The sequence below is a fragment of the Pigmentiphaga sp. genome (assembly GCF_033795525.1).
Taxonomy (GTDB): Bacteria; Pseudomonadota; Gammaproteobacteria; order Burkholderiales; family Burkholderiaceae_B; genus Pigmentiphaga.
The window spans coordinates 253,434-276,205 of record NZ_JARYGM010000003.1; the positions used below are offsets into that span (position 1 = coordinate 253,434).

Below are 22,772 nucleotides of genomic sequence, written 5' to 3' on the forward strand. Positions count from 1 at the left end.
CTCTACTTCTCCATCCTGGCTTGCCGGATCGCCTGCCACACCTTTTCGGAGGTCAGGGGCGTAGGTATGTGCTTGACCCCATGGTCCCATAACGCGTCAACCACGGCGTTGCCTATGGCGGCGGGCGGACCTATCGCACCACTCTCGCTCCCCCCCTTGACTCCGAGCGGATTGCTCGGCGCCGGCGTCTCGAGAAAGGTGGTGGTAAGCCGCGGCATGTTATCGGCGCGGGGCATAGCGTAGTCCGTGAAGCTACCGGATATCAGTTGTCCGGTGTCATGGTCGTAGACTACCTGCTCGAGCAGCGCCTGGCCCAGGCCTTGCGCCAGCCCTCCATGCACTTGCCCCTCGACGATCATGGGATTGATGATCGTGCCGCAATCATCCGCAGTGAAGTAATCGGTACACCGTACTACACCGGTTTCAGGGTCCACCATGACTACGGCAAGATGCATCGCCTGCGGATCGTTCGAATCGGGAGGATCATAGAAGGCGGTCGCTTCCAGCCCTGGAGTAATTGAGCCGTCCTGGGGCAGGTTCGCTGCGTGATAAATGACATCAGCGACCCGGGCGAAGGTGATCGATTTATCGGTGCCAGGCACGCGGAACACCGACGCTTCGTAGACAAGCTCATCAACAGCGCAACCCAGCAGATGAGCGGCTAGGCGCGTCGCCTTGTGAATCACCTCCGTCGCCGCCTTCAGAATCGCGCTGCCCGCGACGGAGGTCGACCGCCCGCCCCACGTACCGTTGCCGAATGGCACCTTGTCGGTGTCACCTTCAAGAACGTCCACGTGCTCCACGGGAATGCCCAGCTGCTGCGCCGCGATGGCCGCGTAGGTGATCCGATGACCCTGTCCATGGCAATGCGTACCGGCCATCACGGTCGCCCGGCCATCGCTATGTACCCGAACCACCGCACTTTCATAGCCTCCGTGCAACCCGCCTCTAGACGCCAGATTTGCGCTCGGGCCCGTACCTGCCTTGTCCAGAAAGCATGCCAGGCCAATACCCATCAGCTGCCCCTGGCGGCGCAGCTCCGCTTGGCGGCGCCGTAGACCGTCGTAGTCGGCGATATCGAGCAGCTTCCTGAACAACTGCGTCGGATTGCCACTATCGTAGGTGCGGCCGGCTAAGGTGCGATAGGGAAAGTCTTCCGCGTTGATCATGTTGCGCTTGCGGATTTCGACGACATCGATGCCCAGCTCACGCGCGCCATTCTCGAGCAGCCGTTCGTTGACCCAGCAAGCCTCGGGTCGGCCCGAGCCGCGGTAAGCATCGACAGGAACAGTGTTGGTATAGGCGCCGCGAACGCGAAGAAACAGCTTAGGCGTTCGATACAGGCCCGTGATCGTCTGCGGGTAGGAGTTCCCCGGAATGCTGGGTGCGAAGTTGCTCAAGTAGCCACCCAGCGCAGCCACGGTGTCGACGTATAGCGCAACGATCTGTCCGTCCGCGCTGAAACCCATGCGCGCCGTCGTATAGTGGTCCCGGGCCTGGGTATCGGACATCAGCGCTTCGGATCGGGTAGCGGTCCATTTGACCGGACGGCCGATAAGCCGAGAAGCCCACACTACGGTCGACACCTCGACAGGAAAGTTTCCCTTGATGCCGAAGCTGCCGCCGACCGCCGGCGAAATGACTTGCAGTTTGTGTTCCGGGATGAATAACGCGTAAACGGCCAGCCACCGGCGAAGATAGTGCGGCTGCTGGGTCGGGGCCCAGAGCGTGTACCGGTCGTCCGCCGCGTCGTAGCTACAAACATACGAACGCGGCTCGATGGGGCTGGGCGCCAGCCGATTGCTTGGCAAGACCAGCTCGGTAACGTGATGCGCGGCGGCCAATGCGGCCAAGGTTTCCGCTTCGTCGCCTTTCCTGACCTCGAACACGGCATTGGTACCGAACTGCTCGTGCACCAGCGGAGCGTCGGGATCGAGCGCGCGCGACACGTCAGACACCGCCGGCAGCGCTTCAAACTCCACGATTATCGACTCGACACCCTGCAAGGCGATGTCACGCGACTCCGCAATGACGGCCGCCACGATGTCGCCGACATGCCGGACTTTGTCCTTGGCGAAAGCGGGTCTCGTCGCCGTATTCATGGGCCTGCCATCGCTGAACGGCATGGGATGCACCACCGTCAGCTCACCCAATCCGGATTCAGTCCAGTCCTTGGCGGTTATCACCTTAAGAACTCCGGGCAATGCCTCGGCCGCATCTGTATCGATAGAAACGATGCGTGCATGCGCATGCGGACTTCTCAGGAAACAGCAAAATGCCATATCGCGCAGCTGCACATCATCTACATACTGGGCACGGCCACTGAGCAGTTTCCGGTCTTCGGGACGCAGCAGCGGCTTTCCGATGTATTGGGTGCCCCGCACACTGGACGGCTCGACGCCAGAGACACGCTCCAGCGACATTGCCTGCTCCGCTTCGCCCCCCTCGCGATAGACTGCTTTCATGGTTGTTCATTCCCTGAGCTGATGGGGGCCCACTCCCCGGCAGGCCCGGTCTGCCCGACTATTGCCACCTGCACGGCCCGCTTGGCCATTACGGTGATGAGGTGCGCGCGATATTCCGCAGAGGCATGAATGTCCGAGCTCAGCCGGTCAGGCGGGACGGGAATGCCATCGAGCGCTTCCGGCACAAAGTTCGCCCCAAGCGCGCTTTCCATATCCACAAGCCGGAAAACACCTGCGCCGGCTCCGGTAACGGCCATCCTGACACTTGACCCATAGTCCGCAAGGAAGAGGCCGACAAGCGCAAAGCGCGAGGCCGGGTTCTTGAACTTTATGTATGCCGCTCGACGGGGCACCTTGTAAACAATCGACGTAATCAGTTCTCCGGGCTCCAGCGCGGTTTCATAGATACCCAGAAAAAAGTCATCGGCGGCAATGCTACGGAGATTCGTGTTGACCACGCCATTCATAGCCAGCACTGCAGCGGGATAGTCCGCTGCAGGGTCGTTGTTGGCAACCGAGCCGCCCATCGTGCCCATGTTGCGAACCTGCCTATCGCCAATACCTGCCGCCAAGGCGCAGAGGGCGGGGACCGTAGCCGCGAGCTCGGGCGAGGAAGCGACCGCGGCATGGCGGACCATGGCCCCGATGACGACCTCGTCAGTTCCGACCTCGATGGACGAAAGTCCTGGCAAATGGCCCAGATCTATCACTGCGGAAGGTACGGCAAAACGAAGCTTCATCGCGGCGATCAAACTCTGACCTCCCGCCACCGGCCGAGCCTCCGGCATATCGGCAAGCAGCGCGACGGCTTCCTCCAGTGAACTGGGGCGCTTGTACTGCGTGGGATACATGAACATCGTCTGCCCCCCTCAAGCGGCCATAAGCCGGGATGCTGCGTGAATGGCCTTGACGATGTTGTAGTACCCCGTGCAGCGGCACAGGTTCCCGTCCAGGCTTTCGGCGATCTGTTCCTCGGTGGGATGGGGATTGCTTTTCAGCAGATCCAGCGCGCTCATGACCATACCCGGCGTGCAATAGCCGCATTGGAGGCCGTGGTGCTGCCGAAAAGCCTCTTGCACGGGATGTAGTCTGTCGGGCGCGGAGGCGATGCCTTCGATAGTGGTGATTTCGCATCCCGCAGCCATTGCGGCGAGCTGGTTGCAGCTTTTCACGGCGCGGCCGTCGCGCAAAACTGTACAGGCGCCACATTGCGCCGTGTCGCATCCGACATGCGTCCCGGTCAGACCAAGATGCTCCCGGATGTAATGCACTAGCAGGGTGTGATCGTCCACCTCGCGGCTGACCGTTTTGCCATTGACTGACAAGGAAACATTAATGGTCATGATCTTCTCGCACTGGTTCCGTCAGCTATGAAACACGGGCTGGGGTTTATCGGCTGAAGGGCTCCTGGCGGCCAACTTGCGGCAAAAGTAATTCCAGGAATGCTCGATATGTACGGGACTCATGATCTGCGCATTGCGGCGAGCCCGAATAGCAGGTGTTGGCATCGAAGCCTGAAAGCCTGCGCTCGCGCCCACGATGTGCGCGCGCGCAGCCTTCTCGAGGAACACGCCTATGCAGGTGGCGTGCTCGATGGACGTGCCGCAGAAAGTAACGCCATGGTTGCTCATCAGCACCGCGAAGTGCGGCCCGAGCGCCTTGGCCAGCGCAAGGCCCTCATCGACTTGAGTGATCAGTGCAACGTCGTCGCTGTGGCGAGGAACTTCGAGAAAATAGTCGGCATCCAGCGTAAACGGCCTCAAAGGCTCCGTCGATGCGGAAAGCACGCAACCGTAGAAGGGATGCGTATGCGCAACCACGTTTACATCGGGCCGCATCTTGAAGATTTCCGAATGTATGGGCCATTCGGAATGCCGGCCGCCTTCACCTGCGATTTTTTCCCCGTCGAACGTCACCAGAACGAAATCCTCCGGGCCGCATACTTCCCCGAGACCTATCCTGTTCCGTTTCATCCAAAAACCGCGGCCCTCCGGGTCCCGAAGAGACAGGTGCCCCAGAGAAAGATCGCCATGTCCTTCCATCTCCAGAATGCGGCAAGCGCGCGCAAGCTCGTCAAGCAACGCCGTGATTGGTTGTACTGAAGTCATCAGAGAGATCGTCTTCTAGAGGTTTCGCATTGCTACCGTCGGACAGCGTACGAACTGCGCCAGCCTGATCACAGGGCGCAGCACCGATCCCGATAGGTCGTGAAAGCCTCAGACGCGTTGTGCCGCCTTGTTCGAAGCGAAAACGACGAGAGATACGAGGACGCTGGATGGAGGAATTCTGCGGGAGCCGGACAGGTCGCGTCCAATACTAAATCGACAAGCAACTAAGACTTTTCTCGTATTAGTTGCTTGTCGCGGCTCAGCGTCCCCGAGGGCGTTACTTCAGCACATCTCGCAGCCAATCGGCGCATTCCTTGGCGCCCTCTACCGGCCAATCGACTTTCAACGATGTCTCTCCCCGCCGCAGCTCGACGCGAATCACGCCGGCGGCGCCGGCGGGCGTCCGGCCGAGCAGGCGCGATAGCCATCCTGCCTGGGGAACCCCGCGCGAGACCGGGGTGCCGTTGACGCTGCCCTGCAGCGGCTCGGCAGCCGGTGCGAACGACGATGCTGCCGCAGGGGCCGACGTGGACGCCGGAGCAGGTGCAGGCGTCGGCGGAGCCGCGGACGCGGATGCGGTTGCCGACGCCCCTCGCACGACGATGGCCTGGGGGACGCCAGCCGGCACCTTTCCGCCCAACCGGTCGGCGAGGTTCTGGCTGAACTCTTCCCACATCCGGTCCGCCTTGGTTTTCATCACGCTCAAGCCGAATGTACCCAGTCGGCCGAGGACATCGACCTTAACCTTGGTGCGCAGCTCGGTCTGTCCGTCGGGCAGCTCGGTCAGGAAGATTTCGCTCTGCTGCTTGAGCGAGCTGGCCACCGAGGCGTCCTCGCCGGTGCCTTCGGCGCGCAGGTAATTAGGCGCACGGCGCTCGACGATGCGGGTCTTGAGCTTGAACTTCGCGCTGATGAAGCTGATCTTGACGTGAATGACGGCGTTATATTCATCGTCGCTGATCACTTCGATGGATTTCATGCCCGGCACGCAGCTGGCCATGACCGTGGGGTCCAGCAACATCTCCCAGACTTTGGCGACCGGGGCCGCCACGGTTAAGACTTTTTCAATTTCCACGCATTTTCTCCGAAGCGTCGAGAATGGACTCGACGATCTGGGCATAGCCGGTGCAACGGCACAGGTTGCCGTTCAGTCCTTCGCGGACCTCGTCCGCGGTGGGATGCGGATTGCAAGCCAGCAAATGGCAGGCGGCCATCAACATGCCGGGCGTGCAATAGCCGCACTGCAGGCCGCCGCATTCCATGAAGCTCTGCTGCAGCGGATGCAATTGGCCGCCCTGGCACAGGCCCTCGACGGTGGTAATGCTGCGCCCATTGGCCTGCACCGCCAGCGAGAGGCAGGACTTGACCACTTCCCCATCCACGAGGACCGAACAGGCGCCGCAAATGCCGGTTTCGCAGCCGCGCTTGGTGCCGGTCAGGGTCAGGTCGTCGCGCAGGAAGTCCGACAACAGGCGGCGTGCCGGCACTTCGACGCTGTGCTTTTCGCCGTTGACGGTGACCTCGATCAGGTGCTTGCTCATGATGCTTCCCTCAATTCGTCGCCAGGCCGTAGAGCCCGGCAATGGTGCGCTTGGCCACGACGCGCACCATGTCGCGGCGGAACTCCGCGGACCCGCGCCCATCGGATACCGGTTCGATGTCGGCGGCGACGATCTCGGCGGCTTCCGCAGCGACGTCCAGCGTGATGGTCTTACCCGCCAGGAAAGCCTCTGCCCGCGGCACCCGGCACGGGATGGGGGTGGACGCGCCTACGGCCAGAACGGCCTCGCGGCACTGTCCGCCGCTGCGGCGCGTCGCCAGGGAGACACTCACCAGTGGCCGGTGTTCGGCGGCGGTCCGCAGAAACCGGGTATACAGACCGGCAAAGTCCGCCGGCGGCGCGGGAACGCGGATCTCAACGACGATCTCGTCGGGCGCGATGGCGGTCACGTAGTAATCGACCAGAAACTCCTCGATAGACAGGACGCGTTCTCCGCGCGCGCTGCCAAGCACGACTTGCGCGTTCAGCGACATCAGGCAGGTCGGCGGATCAGTAGAAGGATCCGCATAGCAGAGATTGCCGCCAAGGGTTCCCTGGTTGCGAACTTGCGGATTGGCGACGCGCGCGGCCATCTCCGCGAGCATGGGATAGTGCTGGCGCACGACAGGTGATACGGCCACGTCGGCATGGCGCGCCAGCGCGCCGACGCGCAGTCCGGTGTGCGGATCGAAACTGATGCCGCGCAGGCTCTCCAGGCGCGCTACCGACACGATATGCGAGGGCATCAGCATGCGCTGGCGCATGGCCAGCATCAGCGCCGTGCCGCCGGCCATGACGCGGCAGTCATCGCCAAGGTCGGCGAGCATGCGGCTCGCCTCGGCCACCGAGGCGGGTTCCAGGAAATCGAAATCACGCATGGCGGGCTCCTTCCTGCTGGCGGCTTTTCAGTTCCCGCAAGCCGGCCAGCACCTTCTCGGGCGTGATGGGAAGATCGGTAATGCGCACGCCGATGGCGTCGTAGACCGCATTGGCGATGGCCGGCGCCCCCGGCAGGATGGCGGTCTCGCTCGCGCCCTTCGCACCGTAGGGGCCATTCGGATCGTTGGATTCGACGATGCCCGAGCGCAACAGCGGGATCGAATCGGCAGTCGGCATGGTGTAGTCGGCGAAGTTGCCATTCACCAGGCGCCCGTTCTCCATTTGCAACTGTTCGTACAACGCCCAGCCCATGGCCTGCGCCGCGGCGCCGTTGCTCTGGCCATGGACAGCCAGCGGATTGAAGGCCTTGCCGCAATCGTCGGACACGAAGCTGTCGACCACCGTCACCTGGCCGGTTTCGGTGTCGACCTCCACCTCCACAGCCTGGGCGGCATAGCTGTGTGCGGGCGCGACGTTGCCGTGGACGTCGCCATGCATGACGGTTTTCGGGTCCCAGGTCGCGCTGACCTGCAGGCCTTCGCCGTCATGGCGCCAGATGTGCAGGCGCGCGACTTCCGCCAGCGTGACCTGCTTGACGGGTTGGCCCTGGACGCGAATGAAGCCTTCGGCTATCTCCAGGCGCTCGGCGGGTTCCTGGAGTTGTTCGGCAGCGAGCTTCAGCAAGGCCTCGCGCGCCTTGCGGCCGGCCAGGATAGCGGCATTGCCGGCGGTGATCGTTACCCGCGACGCCAGCGAGCCGATGGCATAGGGAGATACGTCGGTATCCGGCGCGACCACGTGCACGTGATCCAGCGGAATATTCAGTTCATGGGCGACCACCTGGCTGAGCATGGTCATCGCGCCTTGTCCCATGTCGCATTCGCCGCTGTGGACCAACACTCGGCCATCCTCGTTCACCTTGACCACGACAGTAGAGCCGTCCCAATTGCCGATGGTGCGATTGCCGCTGACGTGCATGGCCGCTGCCATGCCCACTCCGCGGCGCTTGGATCCGCGGCCTGGCGCCTTGGCGGCGCGCTTGGCCTGCCACTGGATTGCTTCGGTGCACTGATCGATGCACGCGCGCAGTCCAGTACTGCCGATCTTCCAGCCATGGATGGAGGTCTCGCCGACGTTCAGCGCGTTGCGCTTGTGGACTTCGGCCGGATCGAGGCCGAGCTTCTCGGCCATCATATGGATGTGGCTGTTGAGGGCAAACTGCATCTGTGCGCCCCCGAAGCCGCGGAAGGCGCCGTGCGGGGGATTGTTGGTGTAGACGAGCGTGGCATGCGAGCGCACGTTCTGGAGCCGGTGCATGTTGTCGCTGCGCATCGCGGTCACGTGCATGACTTCGGCCGACAACCCGCTGTACGCCCCGCACTCGGCAATGATCCTCACGTCCTTGGCGATGATGATGCCTTCCTTGGTCATCCCCAGCTTGAGCGTGACCCGCTCGGGGACGCTGGAGCAACATGCCTGGAAATCCTCCAGCCGGTTGTTGACCAGGCGCACCGGCTTGGCGGTCTTGACCGCAAGCAGGCCGGCGATGAGATTGTTGGCGTCTTCCACGATTTTTCCGCCGAAGCCGCCACCGGTGGTCGCCTGCATGACGCGGATCCCCGACGCCGGCATCTCCAGCGCCGCCGCCAAGCGCATGCGCGCCAGAAACACGGACTGTGTGGAAGTCCATACCTGCAGCCGGCCATCCGCGTCGATGGTCGCCACCGTCGCCATCGGCTCCAGGTAGCCCGGGTACTGGGCATGGCAATCGTAGGTCGCTTCGTAGACGAGGTCGGCCTGCGCCAGGGCCGCGTCCACATCGCCGATGTGGAACTTGATTTCGTGCGAAACATTGTTGCGCCCGGGATGCACGCCGGGCGCCTCCTCGTCCAGGGCCTCTTCCGTCGTCAGAATGGCCGGCAGCTCCTCGTACTCGACCTCGATCAGGTCCAGCGCGTCGCGCGCGACTTCCTCGGTCACGGCGGCGACGGCCGCCACTTCCTCGCCCGCAAAGCGCACCACGCCTTCGGCCAGTATGCGCCGCTCTTTATGGTGCACCCCCCACATGGCGCGAGGCGCATCCGCGCCGGTCAACACAGCCTTGACGCCAGGCAGCGCCAGCGCCGCCGACGTGTCGATGCGCACGATGCGCGCGTGCGGATACGGGCTGCGCAGCACCTTGGCATGCAGCATGCCGGCGACCTTGACGTCGCCCGCATACAGGGCCCGTCCCATCACCTTGGAGCGGGCGGTCACCTGGGGCACCGCCGTGCCCAGCGTAGAAGCGTTCATCTTGAACTCCTATTGCTCTGCCGGGGCCGCGGCCCTTACTGCGCGGTAATGCCGAGCGTCTTGATGATGCCGCCGACAACCTCGTATTCGCGGGCGTTGGTGCGGCCCAGCACCTGCGGCTCGCCGCCATGCGGGAACGCACCGTAGGTGGCCAGTTTCTGCACCACGTCCGGTTGCTTGAGGATCTCGTTCAAATGGCCGTTGAGCAGCTTGATGACCGACGCCGGCGTACCCTTGGGCGCGAAGAAGCCGTTCCATGCGCCGACCACGACGTCCTTGTATCCGGCTTCCACCAGCGTGGGTATGTTGGGCGCCAACGGGGAGCGCTTCGCATCGCCAATGGCCAGCGGCACCAGGCGCCCCTGCGCGAAATATTGCGTGACCGGACCCAGCGTGACCCACGCCGTGTCGACATGGCCGGCGACCACATCGGTGACCGACGGGCCGACCCCGCGATAGGGAACGTGCTGGATCTTGGTGCCCGCTTCGCGGTTGAGCCATTCCGCCACGACGTGCATCGGGGAGCCCGCACCCGGGCTGGCATAGCTCACCTGCTTGCCCGCCTTGGCAGCATCGATCATGTCCTTCACGCTCTTGAAGCCAGTGCCAGGATTGGCAACCAGCACCAGAGGCTGCACCGCGGTCTGGATGATGGGATCGAAACCGTTCAGCACGTCGTAGCTCGCGGACGGCGAGAGATTCAGCACCATGGGCGCGGTCGTGAAGGGGTTGGGCGTAAATAGCAGCGTGTAGCCATCCGGGGCCGCGCGGCCTACGTAGCCATTACCGACCGTTCCGCCGGCGCTGCCCTTGTTCTCGACGATGACCGTGCTCTTGAGGCGCTCGCCCAGCTTGTCGGCGAACAGGCGGGCGATCGCATCGGTATCGCCGCCCGGCGGATAGGACACGATCACGCGGATCGGCTTGGTGGGGTAGTCGGCTGCGGCCTGCGCGCTGCCCAGGCCGCCACAGCATACGAGAGCGGTGGCAGCAGCAAGAATGTGGCGACGGTTGAACTTCATCACTGGCTCCGGAAAAAACGACCGCTCGACCGGCATGGCGTGAGCGAGGGTGGACGATGTCGGGTGAAGCGGGTTCCGCATACGAAACACGAGTTCGTGGCGAAAACGGGATAATGCCTCTTTACTGTTGATGCATCAACAAGAAAAATCTCCGGATTGACAAGCCCGCGATTTTTTATTTGAACCACCCATCGAAATATTTTTCTGTATACGACACCTTCGGCCGCTGTGGAATAATCGGCCTGGCCTTCGCCCCATCGATCGACATTCCCATGCCTAGAAGAAAGAACGACTTGTCCGGACCCCACCCCACCGACCCATGCCCGTGGACGGGTATCGACGAGAACGGTACGGACCTGTCGGTGGACGACTTCATCACCACGCTGGTCGTCCGCACGGCCAATTCCCTGCGGCGCGTGGTGACGCTGCCCTACTCGGAGCAGTTCGGACTGACGATGGCCGAGTGGCGCATGCTCTCGGTCGTGGCCGAAGCGGACTCCCTTCCGTTCTCCGACCTGGTCAAACGCTCGGAAACGGACAAGTCGCTGGTCAGCCGCGCCCTGCGGCTGCTGGAGACGCGCGGGTTGGTAGAACTCGAGGCCGTGGACGGCTCGCCCCGCCGCGGGCTGACCTGCCGCCTGTCGCCCGCAGGACGGACGCTCTATCGCCGTGCCATGCCGGTCGCCCAGCGTGCCCAGGCCGCGATGATCCGGGTATTGGACGAAGAAGAGCGCAGGGTTTTGTACCGGACCCTGCACAAGCTGCGCCGCGCCTGCCGGGACGAAGAAGACCCGGAGCAGGAGGCCTAGCGCGCACCGCTGCGGGAACCGGCGCCGTACCGCGTAGAATTCGGGCCAGTCATCGTTTTTGCGGGAGCCGATTTTGCTGCGCATCGTTTCCATCAACCTCAACGGCATCCGTTCCGCCGCCCGCAAGGGCTTCTTCCCATGGCTCGCCGCCACCCAGGCTGACGTCGTCTGCCTGCAGGAGCTCAAGGCGCAGGATGCCGACATTACCGACGAGATGCGCCATCCGCCCGGCTACGAAGGGCATTTCTTTCCCGCGCAGAAGAAGGGCTATAGCGGCGTAGGGGCCTATGTGAAGCGGGCTTGCGAATCCGTCATCTGCGGATTCGACAAGGAAGAATTCGACGCCGAGGGCCGCATCCTGCGCATCGACTGGCCGGGCCTGACCGTGGTCAGCGCCTATCTGCCTTCAGGCAGCAGCGGTGACGAACGGCAACAGGCCAAGTACCGCTTCCTGGACCGCTTCGCACCCTGGCTCACCGGCCTCATGGATGAACACCGCCACACCGGCCGCGAGTTCGTGATCTGCGGGGACTGGAATATCGCCCACAAGGAAATCGATCTCAAGAACTGGAAGAGCAACCAGAAGAACAGCGGTTTCCTTCCGGAGGAACGGGCCTGGCTGAGCAAGGTGTTCGACGAGATCGGCTGGGTAGACGTCTACCGCCGCCTTCATCCGGAAGCAACGGGCGAGTCCTATACTTGGTGGAGCAATCGTGGCCAGGCCTGGGCCAAGAACGTGGGGTGGCGCATCGACTACCAGATCGCCACGCCGGGCATTGCGGCGACGGCTCACGCCGCGAGCATCTACAAGGAAGAACGGTTTTCCGACCACGCGCCGCTGACGGTGGACTACGACTGGAAGCTGGGCTGAAGGGGCGCCATCAATCAATAGTGGCGCCCGACGACTTGACTGCCTCGCCCCACATGGGACGCTCGCCGTCTACTTTCTTCGCGAACTCCGCCGGCCCCAGGTACTCGGGCTCCACGCCGAGCTGTCTCAGCTTGGCGGCGATGTCCGGACGCGCCAGCGCCTTGTCCACTTCAGCCGCCAGCCTGGCCACGATATCGGTGCCCGTGCCCGCGGGCACATGGAAGCCGAGATAGGACGTCGGCAAGGCGATGCCCATCCCCGATTCGGCGAAGGTGGGAACGTCCGGCAATACCGCCAGCCGCCGGGATGCGCTCACCGCAACGGGAATGACCTTTCTTCCCTGGATGAACGGAATCACCGGCCCCACGGCATCGATACCGAGCTTGAGCTGGTCGCCGGCCACCGCCGAAATGGCGGCCGGACTGCCTTTGAATGGAACGTGCTGGACCGTCAAGCCCTCGCGCGTGCGCAGCAACTCCATGGTCAGGTGAACGGTGGTGCCGCTGCCAGGAGACGCGTAGGCGAATTTGTCGGGATTGCGCTTGAGGACATCCAGCACATCGGCCAGCGTCCGGCCCGGAAACGACGGGTGCACATACACGACATTGACGGCATTGCCGAACTGCGCGACCGCCGACAAGTCCTTCCGGACGTCGTAGTCGAGCTTCGAGTACATGAAGGGACTCACCGCCGTATTGACCGCGGCCCCCAGCAGCAGGGTATAGCCGTCGGCCGGTGCGCGGACGGCCTGTTGAGTGCCGATATTGCCCGACGCACCGGGCTTGTTTTCGACCACGATAGGCTGGCCCAGCGATGCCGCCATGCCGTCGAGCACCAGGCGCGCCGCGACGTCGATAGCGCCCCCTGCAGGAAAAGGCACGATGGCCCGCAGCGGCCTTGCCGGATAACTCGACTGGGCGGCGGCGGGTTGAACAGTGGCCAGCATCGCAGTTGCGGCCAGACAGGCAAGTCGGAACATCATGGCATTTTCTCCCTGAAGGGATGAACATTCGGCAGCGGACGTGCCGGGTCAGGATCGAGGACGCACGACCCAGAGCAGGCCCCCCGCCTCGCACTGCAAGCTGCCGCCGGCGTGGACCTCGAGCATGGACTCTGCACCGGTTTCCAGGTCGATGCGACGCGCACTGCCGCCTCCGACCTCCGTGGGCAAGTCGACGGACCAGGCGGCATCGGGTACGGGCTTCAACGCCAGCACCACCCAGGCGTCTCCAGCCTGGGCCACGCCCACCAGCCCCTGGCGGATCTCGTGCCAGCACAGGCTCTGCAACGGCGGCAGCTCCGACAACGCCCCATTCAGGTTGCGCAGCGAGCGTCCCGCGCGGCGCGGATTGCCGAGGCGGTCGATGAGCCCGACGCGCGGAAAATAGCCCCGGTCGACGTCGCTCAGCGTGTCGAGAAAAATAGTGTGACCACGGTAGTAGTGGCTGCACAGCGCAGCCTCCAGCACGCGGCTGGTATTGCTCCATTCGTCGCAGCGCGCCCGGGCCGGACTGTCATCGGCCAAGCGCATGTGTACCTGCGCCCGGAGCCCGGCACGCTCCGCGGCCGCGACCGCCTGCTCGATGCCGGTGCGGGCGGCCGTCTCGCGATCGATACGGAACACGATGCCCTGGACCGACTCCGCGCCGGCCGCGCCGAGCAGCGCAGGCAACTTGTCGTCATTGCAGGTAAACCCGTGGTCGACCAGCAGTTTGATTTGCTTGCCGTCCCGCGATTCGCCCGATGCGTTCCAGAATCTCGATAGCACCAGCGGCACGCCGGCTCGGTCCCGGATGGCGATCAAACGCGCCTTCAAGTCCGGGGCAGGCGGCCACTTCAGGATCAATTCCAAGCCCTCGACGGCACCCCGGGACTGCCGTATCCGATCGAGCTCAGCGTCGTTGGGCATCCCGAAATGGAAGACGGTGAAGCGGCCGCCCGACGCGGCCAGGATTTCCATCCGTTTCCGTGCGGAGTCGTCCAGCAGATCGTCGAGCGGGACGCGCAGCTTGCGCACTCCCATTTCCCACAGGGCCAGGATCGGGTAGTCGTTGCGCGCGCGCTTGCGCCGGAACTCATCCAGCATGCTGCTGTAAGGGATGTCGTACAACGCCGTCCAGCCATAGCGAAGTTCGAGGCCCAACGTGGGCAACTCGCCTGCGGCGGGCGGCAGGCGCGGCCAGTCGCGTTGGGGCAAGACCTCGTCGCCGGCGCGCGACATGCCGAAGGTCCTGACGAACTGCGGCACGACGGCATCCTCGTAGACGTCGACCACCATGACCCCGAGCTTGGCCGCATCGTTGCGGCCAAGCTCGTGCTCGGGCGGCTGCCCCGCATGCAGTGCCTCCGCATAGTCGGCACGCACGAACGCGGTGGAAGGCATCAGGTAGAAAAACGTGCCGGCGTGCCGGTTCACGAAAAAGTTGTGGACATGGCCGGTGAACGCCACGGCAACGCCATGGCGCGCCACCACATCGAGCAGCCACGCGCGCCCGGGCGGGTCGATGTTGTCGTAGTGGCCATGCTCGTCCTCGGTAGCCACGAACGGCGGGTAGTGCATGAAAAGGAAGCACCGGCCGCCCTGGTTCGCAGCGAGGTCCGCTTCCAGCCACCGTGCCTGTTCCTGCTCTTGCGGCAGGCCCGAGTTGATGAGCGAAGTATTGATGACCACGAAATGGCAGCCGTGGGCATCGAAGCTATAGAAGTGCCGGCCGAAATGCCTGCTGTACAGCTCCAGGTAGTCCGGGCGGATGGCGCCCGCCGGGACGTAATCGGCCAGTTTGTCTCCCACGTCATGGTTGCCCGGCACGAGGTGAATCGGGCATTCCAACTGGGCCACGGCTTGCCGGAACTGCTCCGCCGCCTGCGGATACGAGACGGCCTCCGGAACCGGATGGATCATGTCGCCCACGTGCATCACGAAAGCAGGACGCAGTCCGTTCAGCGTGCGGACGGTATGACGTAGCCTGGCGTTGGTCAGCCGGTGCGATTCGAACGGCGAAATCCTGTCGTGCTCCGACGGATTGACGTGACTGTCTGCAATGACGGCAAAACGGAATAATGGCTGGCGCGACATGCGTAGCTCGGAACATGGGGATGGAAATCCAGTATCCGGCACGGCAGTAAATAAATAAAATTCATTTTTCTAATCCATGAATATAAAAAAATCATGGTCACGCTCAGACAGCTGCATGCCCTGGCAACCTTGGCCAACACCGGCAGCTTTACCGCCACCGCCAATACGCTGGCACTCACCCAATCCGCCGTGAGCGTCATGATCAAGGAACTGGAACAACAGGTGGGCGTCGTGCTGGTCGAGCGCGGCCGCACCGTGCGCCTGACCGCGGCCGGCAAGACGCTCTGCGAAACGGCCAACCGGGTGCTGGCGGACATCCACCGCACGCTGGACGGCATACGCAGCAGCGGCGAGCTGCGCGGCGGCCGTATCCGCGTGGCCGTGGGTCCGCTGACCGCCGCCACGTTTTTTCCTCGCGCGCTGGCCCTGTTCCGCGAGCGGCATCCGCTGGTCGGAATCGAAGTGCTGGATGTCCCCGTCGAGCAGGCGTCGCAACGATTGGCAGCCGACGAAGCCGACGTCGCCATCGGTTCCCCCGGGACCAGTCCGGCCCTGGCGACGACGCTTCATACCGAGCTGCTTTTGCGCGACCGGCTGTACGCGGTATATGCCCGCGGCAAGGCACCGCCGGCGCCTGCCGCCGGCCGGCGCTTGAAACCGCAGGTCTTGCAGAAGGCGGAAGTGATACTGACGGACCGGGTCAGCGGGCAGTGGCGCGACTTTTTCCTTCAGCTATCGAAGGCCGGCGTGGCATTGAACGCGGTCCAGGAAGTCAAGCTCTACTCGACCGCGCTCGAAATGGTCCGGTACGGCCTGGGCATGACCCTGCTGCCCGCGTTCGCGGCGCGCCACCTCGACCCCGGCCATTACGACGTACGCGCCATCGAACACGGCGAGGCCCGCTGGGAAGTGCATTGGATGACAAGGGCGGCCGCTACCCCGACAGCGGCAATACGGGCTTTGCGCAGCGCCACGGCCGAGGCGCTGGCCACAAACGAATGCGGGAAGCGGCGCCCCGCACGGTAGTCGCGCTCGAAGAAGGCAGCGCCGAATTGCTGCCGGGCGCCTTGCGCAAAGGGGACATGGATGGTGCTTAGACAGCGGCTCGAAGTGCTTTTCATGCAGCACCATTTGCCTATCCCGCGCTGCCACATCGAATCGTCGGTCTACGCGACGAACCAGGCGCTCCTGCCCCTCGGGGACGAGGTAAGCCTGTTCCCGCCCGCGCTTGATACCTTCGTCAGGGAAGCCAAACCGGCAGCCAGGCAGTGGATGTAATCAATGCGGGCAGACAGGCTAGCCCAGCTTGGGCAGCGACTCGTAAAGCACCTCCACGCCCGCCATGAAATCGTCGATATCCATCGACTCGGCGGGATTGTGGGACCCGTTCTCGTTGCGAATAAAGATCATGGCGGAAGGAATGCCGGCATTGGCGAACAGCGCTGCATCGTGGCCGGCACCGCTAGCGACGCGCTCGGCGGGCAGGCCCAGTTCCTTCGAGGTATCGAGCAGTACCTGCACCAGCCCCGCGTCCATGGTGGCCGGGGCCGATTCGATGCGGCGGTCGAATTCGAAACGCACGCCGCGCTGGCGCGACACCGCATCGCATTCGGCACGCATGACGCGGTAGAACTCTTCCAGCGTATCGGTGCTTTCGCTGCGCACTTCGAAGCTGAAATCCACCCGCCCCGGTATGCGCGAGACCGCGTGTTCGGCGGGATCGGTGCCCATCACACCCGCCGTCACGACGAGGTCGTTGCCGCGCTCGAGCAGTACGCGCCAATGCTCGTCCAGGCGCATCAGCAGGTCTGACACGGCAAAGACCGCATCGTTGCGCAGCCAGCGGGGTACTGCGCCGGAATGCCCGGGCTCGCCTATGCAGCGCACCGCATTGTGCCGGATGTTCCCGCGTATGCCCGAGACGATGGCCGTGGGCCACTTGCGGGCGACCATCAGCGGACCTTGTTCGATGTGGAGCTCCAGGTAGGCGCGCACCGCCGCTACCCACGGCATGGGCTTGCCCGCCGCAATCATGTCCACGTCGGCGCCGGCGCTGGCCATGGCTTGCGCCAGCGTACGGCCGCTGCGCTTGCTGTGCAGCGCCAGGTCTTCCGGCTTGAGCTTGCCCAGGATGGCGCTGGACCCCATATAGGCCTTGCCGAACCACGCGCTTTCCTCGCCGCGCATCGCCGCCACCCATAGCGGATGCGGCAGGCGCCGGCCTTCGTCCTTCAGCCGCTTCAGGCAGAGCAGGCCCGCGATCACCCCCGCCAGGCCGTCGTAGTTGCCGCCTTGCGGAACCGAGTCGACGTGCGAACCGCAGACGATGGGCGCCTGGTCCCCGGCGTCCGGCAAGGAGAACAGGACATTGGCGGCAGGATCGGTCGATGCCGCAATACCTCGCTTTCCGGCCCATTCCACCAAGGCTTCCAGGCAGGCCGTCTCGGTCGAGCCGTAACTCTCGCGCGAAACGCCGACGCCGTCGAAACTGAGCTTGCGGATCTGGTCGAACAAGTCGAGCGCTTCCTGCCGCCCGGGAACGACTCTGCCGCCAGCCGACGTGGTTGCTGCTGTCATAGCACCCTCAAGCCATCGCCTCGAAAGGAACAAAACCGGTGTCTTCCACCGCGCCGACGAGTCCCGCCAGGTTGGGCAGGTCGCTGCGGCGGCAATACTGGACCAATCCGTCTATGACCTCGATCATGGCAGTCGGATGGACGAAGGTGGCCGTGCCGACCTGCACGGCGGTCGCGCCGGCCAGCATGTACTCGATCGCGTCGTCGGCGGTCGAAATGCCGCCGCAGCCGATGATGGGGATCGACACGGCACGGTGGCACTGGTAGACCATGCGCACGACGATGGGCTTGATGGCGGGCCCGGACATGCCGCCCATGACGTTGCCCAGCTTGGGACGCCGCGTTTGGATATCGATCGCCATGCCGAGGATGGTGTTGGCCACGACAATGGCATCGGCACCTTCCTCCTGGGCCGCGCGGGCCACATTGGCGATCTCGCCGGTATTGGGGGTAAGCTTGACCCACAGGGGGAGCCGGGTCGAGGCGCGCAGGGCCTTCACCACCGCGGCGGTGGAACGCGCATGCATGGCGAACGCCTTGCCGTCTTCCTCGATGTTGGGGCAGGAGATGTTGGCTTCGATCGCGGCTACGCCCTCGACCTGCGACATCTCGGCGGCCAGCCGCGCGAACCCGTCGTTGGACGGCGCCGAGATGCTGACCACCAGGGGTGGCGAGAACTGCCGGTAGAACGGCACGGTCTCGCGCATGAAATATTCCGAGCCCTTGCTGGGAATGCCGATGGCATTGAGCATGCCGCCTTGCACCTCGGCCACGCGCGGCACCGGATTCCCGGTACGCTTCTCGTGCGTGATGGTCTTGGTGACGAATGCCCCCAGCCGGTTCAGGTCTATGGTGTTGGCCAGCCCATCGGCAAACGTGCCCGAGGCCGGCATCACAGGATTGCGCAGGCGCAGTCCGCCTACGTCTACGGACAAGTCGATCATCATGCCACCTCCGCAAGGGGAAATACCGGGCCTTCCCAGCAGACACGCTTGCTGACCAGCTTGTCGCCCTCGCGGAAGGCGCGCACGCAGCAATAGCACATGCCGATGCCGCAGGCCATCTGCTGCTCCATCGCCACTTCACCCGGTACGGACAACTCGGTGCCCAGCCGCTGCATCAACAGCGTCAGGCGGGACGAGCCGCAGGTATAGAAAGCATCGGCGCGGCCCGCCGCATGCAGCTCGCGCAGCAAGCGCTCCACGTTCTCGACGGAACTCGTGCCGTCCTCGTCGGTAAGCTCGATGATGGTGGCGCCGATGGCGGCGAACCGGTCCTGCGACATCAGGCTGGCGGCGTTACGGGCGCTGAGGATGGCGGTCACGCCGACCCCCGCGCCGGCTGCCAGTTCGGCCAACGGAGCCAGCGTGGCCAGGCCCACGCCGCGCCCGAGCACGACGATGTGGCGGGCGCCGGGCGGCAAGGTGAAGCCCACGCCCAGCGGCCCCAGCATGGGCAGTTTGTCGCCGGCTGCAAGCGTGGCGAGACCCCGCGTGCCGGCGCCGGTGACCTTGTAGAGGAACTCGACGCGCCCGGTCGCCGGATCGGCCCGATAGGTACTCATGGGGCGCCGGAAGAACGGCGAGTCCTGTTCCGTGGCGGGACAGAGCAAGTGGAAGAACTGCCCTGCCTTCGCGCCGGCCGCGGGCATGCCGGCATCGAGCACGAGGTGCTTGTAGTCCCGGTTGACCCACTCGTTGCTGACCACCACGCCTTGCGTATCCGGCGCGGGCGCACCGGCGCAACAGGCAACGCGCGGTTCGGACGAGATGACTTCCATGGCGATTCCTAAAGCATCAGGAGGACCACGAACCGTGGTCCCCGTATTCAACCGAGGACGCCGCCGACCGGCCTTGCCGGTCCGCCGGCGCCCCCCGGAGACGCGGGCGGGCGCGCCGGGGATGGACGCTTACTCCAGCGCCGCGCCCTTGCGCTCCGGGATCAAAAACAGGGTGGCGATGATGTCCAGCACATAGATGGAGGCCAGCAGGGCGATGGCGTAGCTGAACGAATACCGTGCGGCAACGGCGCCGACCGCCAGCGGTCCGAAACCGCCGACCGCGCGGCCGATGTTGAACAGCACGTTCTGTGCCGTGGCGCGGGCCCGGGTCGGGTACAGTTCGGAGATCAGGGCGCCGTAACCGCCCAGCATGCCGTTGACGAACATGCCCATGATCGCGCCGCCGATGAGCAACGCGTACTGCGACGTCAATTGCGAATAGGCAAGCACCGAGAGCACCGCGCCGACCTGGTAGAGCAGGAAGATCGGACGACGGCCGACCCGGTCGGCCAGTTGGCCGAACAACCAGATACCGAAGGCCATGCCTATGATGGTGATGGCGGTCCAGCCGGCCGACTTGGTCAGCGAATAACCGAACTGGTTGCTCAGGTAGGACGGCATCCAGATCATCACGCCGTAGTAGCCGAAGTTCTGCACCGACGTGAGGATGACCACGCCCAGGCTGGCCATGGTGGTTTTTCTGTCCGCCACGAGAAGCTTGAACGAGTTCTCCTTGGGCGCCGCGGACTTCTGGCTTTCGACGAAGATCTTGGGTTCGCCGATAAAGTGGCGGATGACGAACGCCACCACCGCCGGCAACACGCCGATGGCGAACATCCCACGCCACCCGACGATGGGCAGCAGGACCGGCGTCACCAAGGCGGCGGCAAGTACGCCTGCCTGCCAGCCGAGGCCGACATACGAACTCATACGGGCACGCTGTTCGGGCCGGCAGGCTTCCGCGGCCAGCGCCATGCCGATGCCGAATTCACCCCCCAGCCCCAGGCCGGCGATGGTGCGGTAGGCCAGCAGGTCCCAGTAGCCCTGGGCGAGCGCGCACAAGCCGGTAAAGATCGCGAAGAGCAGGATAGTCCAGTTCAATACCCGGACCCGGCCGAATTTGTCGCTCAGCCAGCCGAACACCACACCGCCTACTACGGCACCGACCAACGTCCAGGTCACGAGCGACCCGGCCTGCGTGCTGGAAAGCCCGAGATCCGACGATATCGCGGCCAGGATGAAGCCGAGGATCAAAAGGTCAAAGCCGTCCAAGGCGTAGCCTACGGTCGACGCGATGACCGCTTTACGGGCGTAGCTCTCGCCCTCGTTCACCGCACCGGCGGGGACGTCCGCGGGGCCTGCGGCATACTTGTCTGCCATTTCCTATCTCCGAAAGGAAGAGGTATCGATCAATAAAAACGCGCCCCTTGCTTGTCCGCCGTGGCGGCGCCGCTGTCCGGGCTGGACTTCTCAAGCCGCCGCACGTCGATTCGGTGGAAAGAGACGAGCGGGGCCATTTACGTCGAAAGTCTTTTTTTTTAGACTAAGACAATTTTTCTTACCTTACAAGCGAAATTTCACTAAGCTGATAGGGTAGATCCCGGCGTTGTCCACAACGCACAAAAATGGTGCCAGGCCCGCACTGGTACTGGGCAAATGGCAGGTTCGCACCCCAATAAAGGGCGCCGCCGGACAAACCTTCAAGATCAGGAATTCTAATTTTTTAGACCGCTCATGAATAATAACCCGTCCAGACCGCGCACCGTCGATTTCCACGCCATAGGAGAAAGGCTGCGCGCCTACAGGATGGGCGCCTCGCTGCGCGCCGAAGAGGTGGCAGCCCAGCTGGGCGTGTCGCGGGCCGCGGTGTACCGGATGGAAAAAGGCGAGATCATCAAGATCGAAACCCTGGAACGGCTTGCCCACATCCTGGACACCACGCTGGCCTCGCTGCTGGGCGTGGGGGCCGAGTACTACACCTCGCCCGTGGCCTATATCGAACGCATGCGGCAGCTCGAAACCGACGCCACCCGCATCATGGCGCACTTCGAGCCCATATCCTTCCTGCTCACGTCCGATCAATACGCCGGCTACCTGGAACAAATGCTGCGTGAAGCGCATCCCGATCTCGATCCGGCACGTACCGAAGCCCTGATGAAGATCCTCGGCGAGCGCAAGCGGGCCTTCGCGCGGCGCCGCCCTCCCATCATCAGCCTGATCGGCCTGCGCGAGATCGAACGCTTCGTGCATTTCGGCCTGGTCGGCCGCATCGACCTGCCACCCGCGATCCGCATGGAGCGCTCGCTGGCGGCCCGGCGCGAGGTCGAACGCATTATCGAACTGCTCCGGGCCCATCCGATGGATATGCAGATCGGTATCGTGGACGACAGCATGCCCAACGCCACATTCCAGGTGTTCGAACGCCCGAGCGCCTCATTCGTGGCGATCAGCCCGTTTCGTTTCGGCGAGCTGCCCAACGTCGCCACCGGTATTGCGCACGTGACATCGGCGCCGGAGGCGGTCCAGCTTTATACGAAAATGGTGGAAGATCTCTGGCAGCGGGCCTACAAGGGCCAGCAAGCCGCGGAACTTCTCAGTAGCATGCTAAAAGTCGTGTGACCCGCCGGCGCGCTCGCGGCGGAAGGGCTCTTTATAGGAACCATTCTTGAAAATGGAAGAAACATCGATCGGATCGACCGTCGCGCGGCTGTTGCTGGAATCGGGGGCCGTGCACGTAACGACCGGCAAGCCATTCATTTTGCGGTCGGGCTGGGCCAGCCCGGTCTACGTGGACGTGCGGCGCCTGATATCGTCGGTGGCCGGCCGCCACGTGCTGGTCGAGGCGGCACTGTCGGTCGTGCGCCACCGTATCGGGGTGCATAACATCGACGCCATCGCGGGCGCCGAAACCGCCGGCGTACCCTATGCCGCCTGGCTGGCCGACCGGCTATCCCTGCCGCTGCTCATCGTGCGCAAGAAGCCGCTCGGCTTCGGCCGCAACGCCCAGATCGAAGGCGTCGCCGCTGCCGATGCGCGCGTGCTGCTGGTGGACGACCTCACGACCGACGGACAAAGCAAGCGCAACTTCTGCAAGGCGGTGCGCGACTCCGGGCTCAGGCTGGAACACGCATTGAGCATCTTCTATTACGATACGTTTGTCGAAAGCCGGCGTACCATGGAAGAAATCGGTGTCGCGATGCACGCGCTGGCCACCTGGCAGGACATCATCGCGCAGGCGCGCACGGGCAACTTCCTGTCCGCCGCCGACATAGAAAAAGTAGAGGATTTCCTGCGCCATACTTCCGAATGGTCCAAGGCCCACGGCGGCATCGCCCGCCTTCCCTGACTTTTATC

21 protein-coding genes are annotated in these 22,772 nt (G+C 64.0%); 6 read left to right on the forward strand and 15 right to left on the reverse strand.

Features of this window, described 5'->3' with window-relative positions; genetic code table 11:
* Positions 1-2: 2 nt before the first annotated feature.
* From QHC78_RS09795 to QHC78_RS09835, 9 genes are all read right to left on the reverse strand, one after another.
* Positions 3-2,465, reverse strand: a complete 2,463-nt coding sequence (locus QHC78_RS09795; RefSeq protein ID WP_319743923.1) for a xanthine dehydrogenase family protein molybdopterin-binding subunit — start codon at positions 2,463-2,465, stop codon at positions 3-5.
* Positions 2,462-3,316 carry an FAD binding domain-containing protein gene (locus tag QHC78_RS09800; RefSeq protein WP_319744887.1) on the reverse strand — a complete coding sequence of 285 codons (855 nt, stop codon included), beginning with the start codon at positions 3,314-3,316 and terminating at the stop codon, positions 2,462-2,464. Before QHC78_RS09800 ends, QHC78_RS09795 begins: the two co-directional genes overlap by 4 nt.
* 18 nt (positions 3,317-3,334) lie before the next feature.
* Positions 3,335-3,808 (reverse strand): (2Fe-2S)-binding protein, encoded by a 474-nt coding sequence (locus tag QHC78_RS09805; protein WP_319743925.1) that lies wholly within the window; start codon positions 3,806-3,808, stop codon positions 3,335-3,337.
* A 21-nt stretch (positions 3,809-3,829) separates the two neighbouring features.
* Positions 3,830-4,573 (reverse strand): class II aldolase/adducin family protein, encoded by a 744-nt coding sequence (locus tag QHC78_RS09810; protein WP_319743927.1) that lies wholly within the window; start codon positions 4,571-4,573, stop codon positions 3,830-3,832.
* 277 nt (positions 4,574-4,850) lie between these two features.
* Positions 4,851-5,648: an SRPBCC family protein gene (locus tag QHC78_RS09815; RefSeq protein ID WP_319743929.1), complete on the reverse strand. Its 798-nt coding sequence runs from the start codon at positions 5,646-5,648 to the stop codon at positions 4,851-4,853.
* Positions 5,638-6,114: a (2Fe-2S)-binding protein gene (locus QHC78_RS09820; protein ID WP_319743931.1), complete on the reverse strand. Its 477-nt coding sequence runs from the start codon at positions 6,112-6,114 to the stop codon at positions 5,638-5,640. Before QHC78_RS09820 ends, QHC78_RS09815 begins: the two co-directional genes overlap by 11 nt.
* Before the next feature lie 10 nt (positions 6,115-6,124).
* Positions 6,125-6,991 carry an FAD binding domain-containing protein gene (locus QHC78_RS09825; RefSeq protein ID WP_319743933.1) on the reverse strand — a complete coding sequence of 289 codons (867 nt, stop codon included), beginning with the start codon at positions 6,989-6,991 and terminating at the stop codon, positions 6,125-6,127.
* A complete protein-coding gene (locus tag QHC78_RS09830) occupies positions 6,984-9,284 on the reverse strand; it encodes a xanthine dehydrogenase family protein molybdopterin-binding subunit (protein WP_319743935.1) in 2,301 nt (766 codons plus the stop codon). Before QHC78_RS09830 ends, QHC78_RS09825 begins: the two co-directional genes overlap by 8 nt.
* A 35-nt stretch (positions 9,285-9,319) precedes the next feature.
* Positions 9,320-10,306, reverse strand: coding sequence for a Bug family tripartite tricarboxylate transporter substrate binding protein (locus QHC78_RS09835; RefSeq protein ID WP_319743936.1), 987 nt, complete (start codon positions 10,304-10,306; stop codon positions 9,320-9,322).
* A gap of 272 nt (positions 10,307-10,578) precedes the next feature.
* Here QHC78_RS09835 and QHC78_RS09840 point away from each other — a divergent pair, with 272 nt between their 5' ends.
* Positions 10,579-11,115 (forward strand): MarR family winged helix-turn-helix transcriptional regulator, encoded by a 537-nt coding sequence (locus QHC78_RS09840; RefSeq protein WP_319743938.1) that lies wholly within the window; start codon positions 10,579-10,581, stop codon positions 11,113-11,115.
* Positions 11,116-11,188: 73 nt separating this feature from the next.
* Positions 11,189-11,986: an exodeoxyribonuclease III gene (locus QHC78_RS09845; RefSeq protein ID WP_319743940.1), complete on the forward strand. Its 798-nt coding sequence runs from the start codon at positions 11,189-11,191 to the stop codon at positions 11,984-11,986.
* Positions 11,987-11,996: 10 nt separating this feature from the next.
* Here the strand turns inward: QHC78_RS09845 and QHC78_RS09850 are convergent, their stop codons facing one another.
* Positions 11,997-12,968: a Bug family tripartite tricarboxylate transporter substrate binding protein gene (locus QHC78_RS09850; protein ID WP_319743942.1), complete on the reverse strand. Its 972-nt coding sequence runs from the start codon at positions 12,966-12,968 to the stop codon at positions 11,997-11,999.
* Between the two features lie 48 nt (positions 12,969-13,016).
* Positions 13,017-15,062 carry a metallophosphoesterase family protein gene (locus QHC78_RS09855; RefSeq protein ID WP_319743944.1) on the reverse strand — a complete coding sequence of 682 codons (2,046 nt, stop codon included), beginning with the start codon at positions 15,060-15,062 and terminating at the stop codon, positions 13,017-13,019.
* A gap of 93 nt (positions 15,063-15,155) precedes the next feature.
* Here QHC78_RS09855 and QHC78_RS09860 point away from each other — a divergent pair, with 93 nt between their 5' ends.
* Positions 15,156-16,088 (forward strand): LysR family transcriptional regulator, encoded by a 933-nt coding sequence (locus QHC78_RS09860; RefSeq protein WP_319743946.1) that lies wholly within the window; start codon positions 15,156-15,158, stop codon positions 16,086-16,088.
* Between the two features lie 60 nt (positions 16,089-16,148).
* Complete coding sequence (locus QHC78_RS09865; protein WP_319743948.1) at positions 16,149-16,340, forward strand: hypothetical protein; 192 nt, start codon at positions 16,149-16,151, stop codon at positions 16,338-16,340.
* An 18-nt stretch (positions 16,341-16,358) separates the two neighbouring features.
* On the opposite strand, the gene QHC78_RS09870 is transcribed toward QHC78_RS09865, so the two are convergent.
* The 4 genes from QHC78_RS09870 to QHC78_RS09885 all read right to left on the reverse strand — a co-directional run bounded on the left by QHC78_RS09870 (position 16,359) and on the right by QHC78_RS09885 (position 20,798).
* Positions 16,359-17,639, reverse strand: coding sequence for a hydantoinase/carbamoylase family amidase (locus tag QHC78_RS09870; protein WP_319743950.1), 1,281 nt, complete (start codon positions 17,637-17,639; stop codon positions 16,359-16,361).
* Between the two features lie 7 nt (positions 17,640-17,646).
* Positions 17,647-18,582, reverse strand: a complete 936-nt coding sequence (locus tag QHC78_RS09875) for a dihydroorotate dehydrogenase (protein ID WP_319744889.1) — start codon at positions 18,580-18,582, stop codon at positions 17,647-17,649.
* Complete coding sequence (locus tag QHC78_RS09880) at positions 18,582-19,418, reverse strand: dihydroorotate dehydrogenase electron transfer subunit (protein ID WP_319743952.1); 837 nt, start codon at positions 19,416-19,418, stop codon at positions 18,582-18,584. The genes QHC78_RS09875 and QHC78_RS09880 overlap by 1 nt, the downstream gene beginning before the upstream one ends.
* 129 nt (positions 19,419-19,547) lie before the next feature.
* The gene (locus QHC78_RS09885) at positions 19,548-20,798 is read right to left on the reverse strand and encodes an MFS transporter (RefSeq protein WP_319743954.1); all 1,251 of its coding nucleotides are present in this window, start codon (positions 20,796-20,798) and stop codon (positions 19,548-19,550) included.
* Between the two features lie 354 nt (positions 20,799-21,152).
* Between QHC78_RS09885 and QHC78_RS09890 the strand changes: the two genes are divergently transcribed.
* Together QHC78_RS09890 and QHC78_RS09895 are read left to right on the forward strand one after the other, a co-directional pair.
* Positions 21,153-22,037, forward strand: coding sequence for a helix-turn-helix domain-containing protein (locus QHC78_RS09890; RefSeq protein WP_319743956.1), 885 nt, complete (start codon positions 21,153-21,155; stop codon positions 22,035-22,037).
* A 52-nt stretch (positions 22,038-22,089) separates the two neighbouring features.
* Positions 22,090-22,764: an orotate phosphoribosyltransferase gene (locus QHC78_RS09895; protein WP_319744890.1), complete on the forward strand. Its 675-nt coding sequence runs from the start codon at positions 22,090-22,092 to the stop codon at positions 22,762-22,764.
* The last annotated feature ends 8 nt before the right edge of the window (positions 22,765-22,772 follow it).

Bases quoted from the DNA above. Each gene is read 5' to 3' on its own strand.
- QHC78_RS09890 (WP_319743956.1), top strand. From the start codon at position 21,153: ATGAATAATAACCCGTCCAGACCGCGCACCGTCGATTTCCACGCCATA.
- QHC78_RS09810 (WP_319743927.1), bottom strand. From the start codon at position 4,573: ATGACTTCAGTACAACCAATCACGGCGTTGCTTGACGAGCTTGCGCGC.
- QHC78_RS09850 (WP_319743942.1), bottom strand. From the start codon at position 12,968: ATGATGTTCCGACTTGCCTGTCTGGCCGCAACTGCGATGCTGGCCACT.
- QHC78_RS09830 (WP_319743935.1), bottom strand. From the start codon at position 9,284: ATGAACGCTTCTACGCTGGGCACGGCGGTGCCCCAGGTGACCGCCCGC.
- QHC78_RS09805 (WP_319743925.1), bottom strand. From the start codon at position 3,808: ATGACCATTAATGTTTCCTTGTCAGTCAATGGCAAAACGGTCAGCCGC.
- QHC78_RS09840 (WP_319743938.1), top strand. From the start codon at position 10,579: ATGCCTAGAAGAAAGAACGACTTGTCCGGACCCCACCCCACCGACCCA.
- QHC78_RS09825 (WP_319743933.1), bottom strand. From the start codon at position 6,991: ATGCGTGATTTCGATTTCCTGGAACCCGCCTCGGTGGCCGAGGCGAGC.
- QHC78_RS09880 (WP_319743952.1), bottom strand. From the start codon at position 19,418: ATGGAAGTCATCTCGTCCGAACCGCGCGTTGCCTGTTGCGCCGGTGCG.
- QHC78_RS09800 (WP_319744887.1), bottom strand. From the start codon at position 3,316: ATGTATCCCACGCAGTACAAGCGCCCCAGTTCACTGGAGGAAGCCGTC.
- QHC78_RS09870 (WP_319743950.1), bottom strand. From the start codon at position 17,639: ATGACAGCAGCAACCACGTCGGCTGGCGGCAGAGTCGTTCCCGGGCGG.
- QHC78_RS09895 (WP_319744890.1), top strand. From the start codon at position 22,090: ATGGAAGAAACATCGATCGGATCGACCGTCGCGCGGCTGTTGCTGGAA.
- QHC78_RS09885 (WP_319743954.1), bottom strand. From the start codon at position 20,798: ATGGCAGACAAGTATGCCGCAGGCCCCGCGGACGTCCCCGCCGGTGCG.
- QHC78_RS09875 (WP_319744889.1), bottom strand. From the start codon at position 18,582: ATGATCGACTTGTCCGTAGACGTAGGCGGACTGCGCCTGCGCAATCCT.
- QHC78_RS09855 (WP_319743944.1), bottom strand. From the start codon at position 15,062: ATGTCGCGCCAGCCATTATTCCGTTTTGCCGTCATTGCAGACAGTCAC.
- QHC78_RS09835 (WP_319743936.1), bottom strand. From the start codon at position 10,306: ATGAAGTTCAACCGTCGCCACATTCTTGCTGCTGCCACCGCTCTCGTA.
- QHC78_RS09795 (WP_319743923.1), bottom strand. From the start codon at position 2,465: ATGAAAGCAGTCTATCGCGAGGGGGGCGAAGCGGAGCAGGCAATGTCG.
- QHC78_RS09860 (WP_319743946.1), top strand. From the start codon at position 15,156: ATGGTCACGCTCAGACAGCTGCATGCCCTGGCAACCTTGGCCAACACC.
- QHC78_RS09820 (WP_319743931.1), bottom strand. From the start codon at position 6,114: ATGAGCAAGCACCTGATCGAGGTCACCGTCAACGGCGAAAAGCACAGC.
- QHC78_RS09865 (WP_319743948.1), top strand. From the start codon at position 16,149: ATGGTGCTTAGACAGCGGCTCGAAGTGCTTTTCATGCAGCACCATTTG.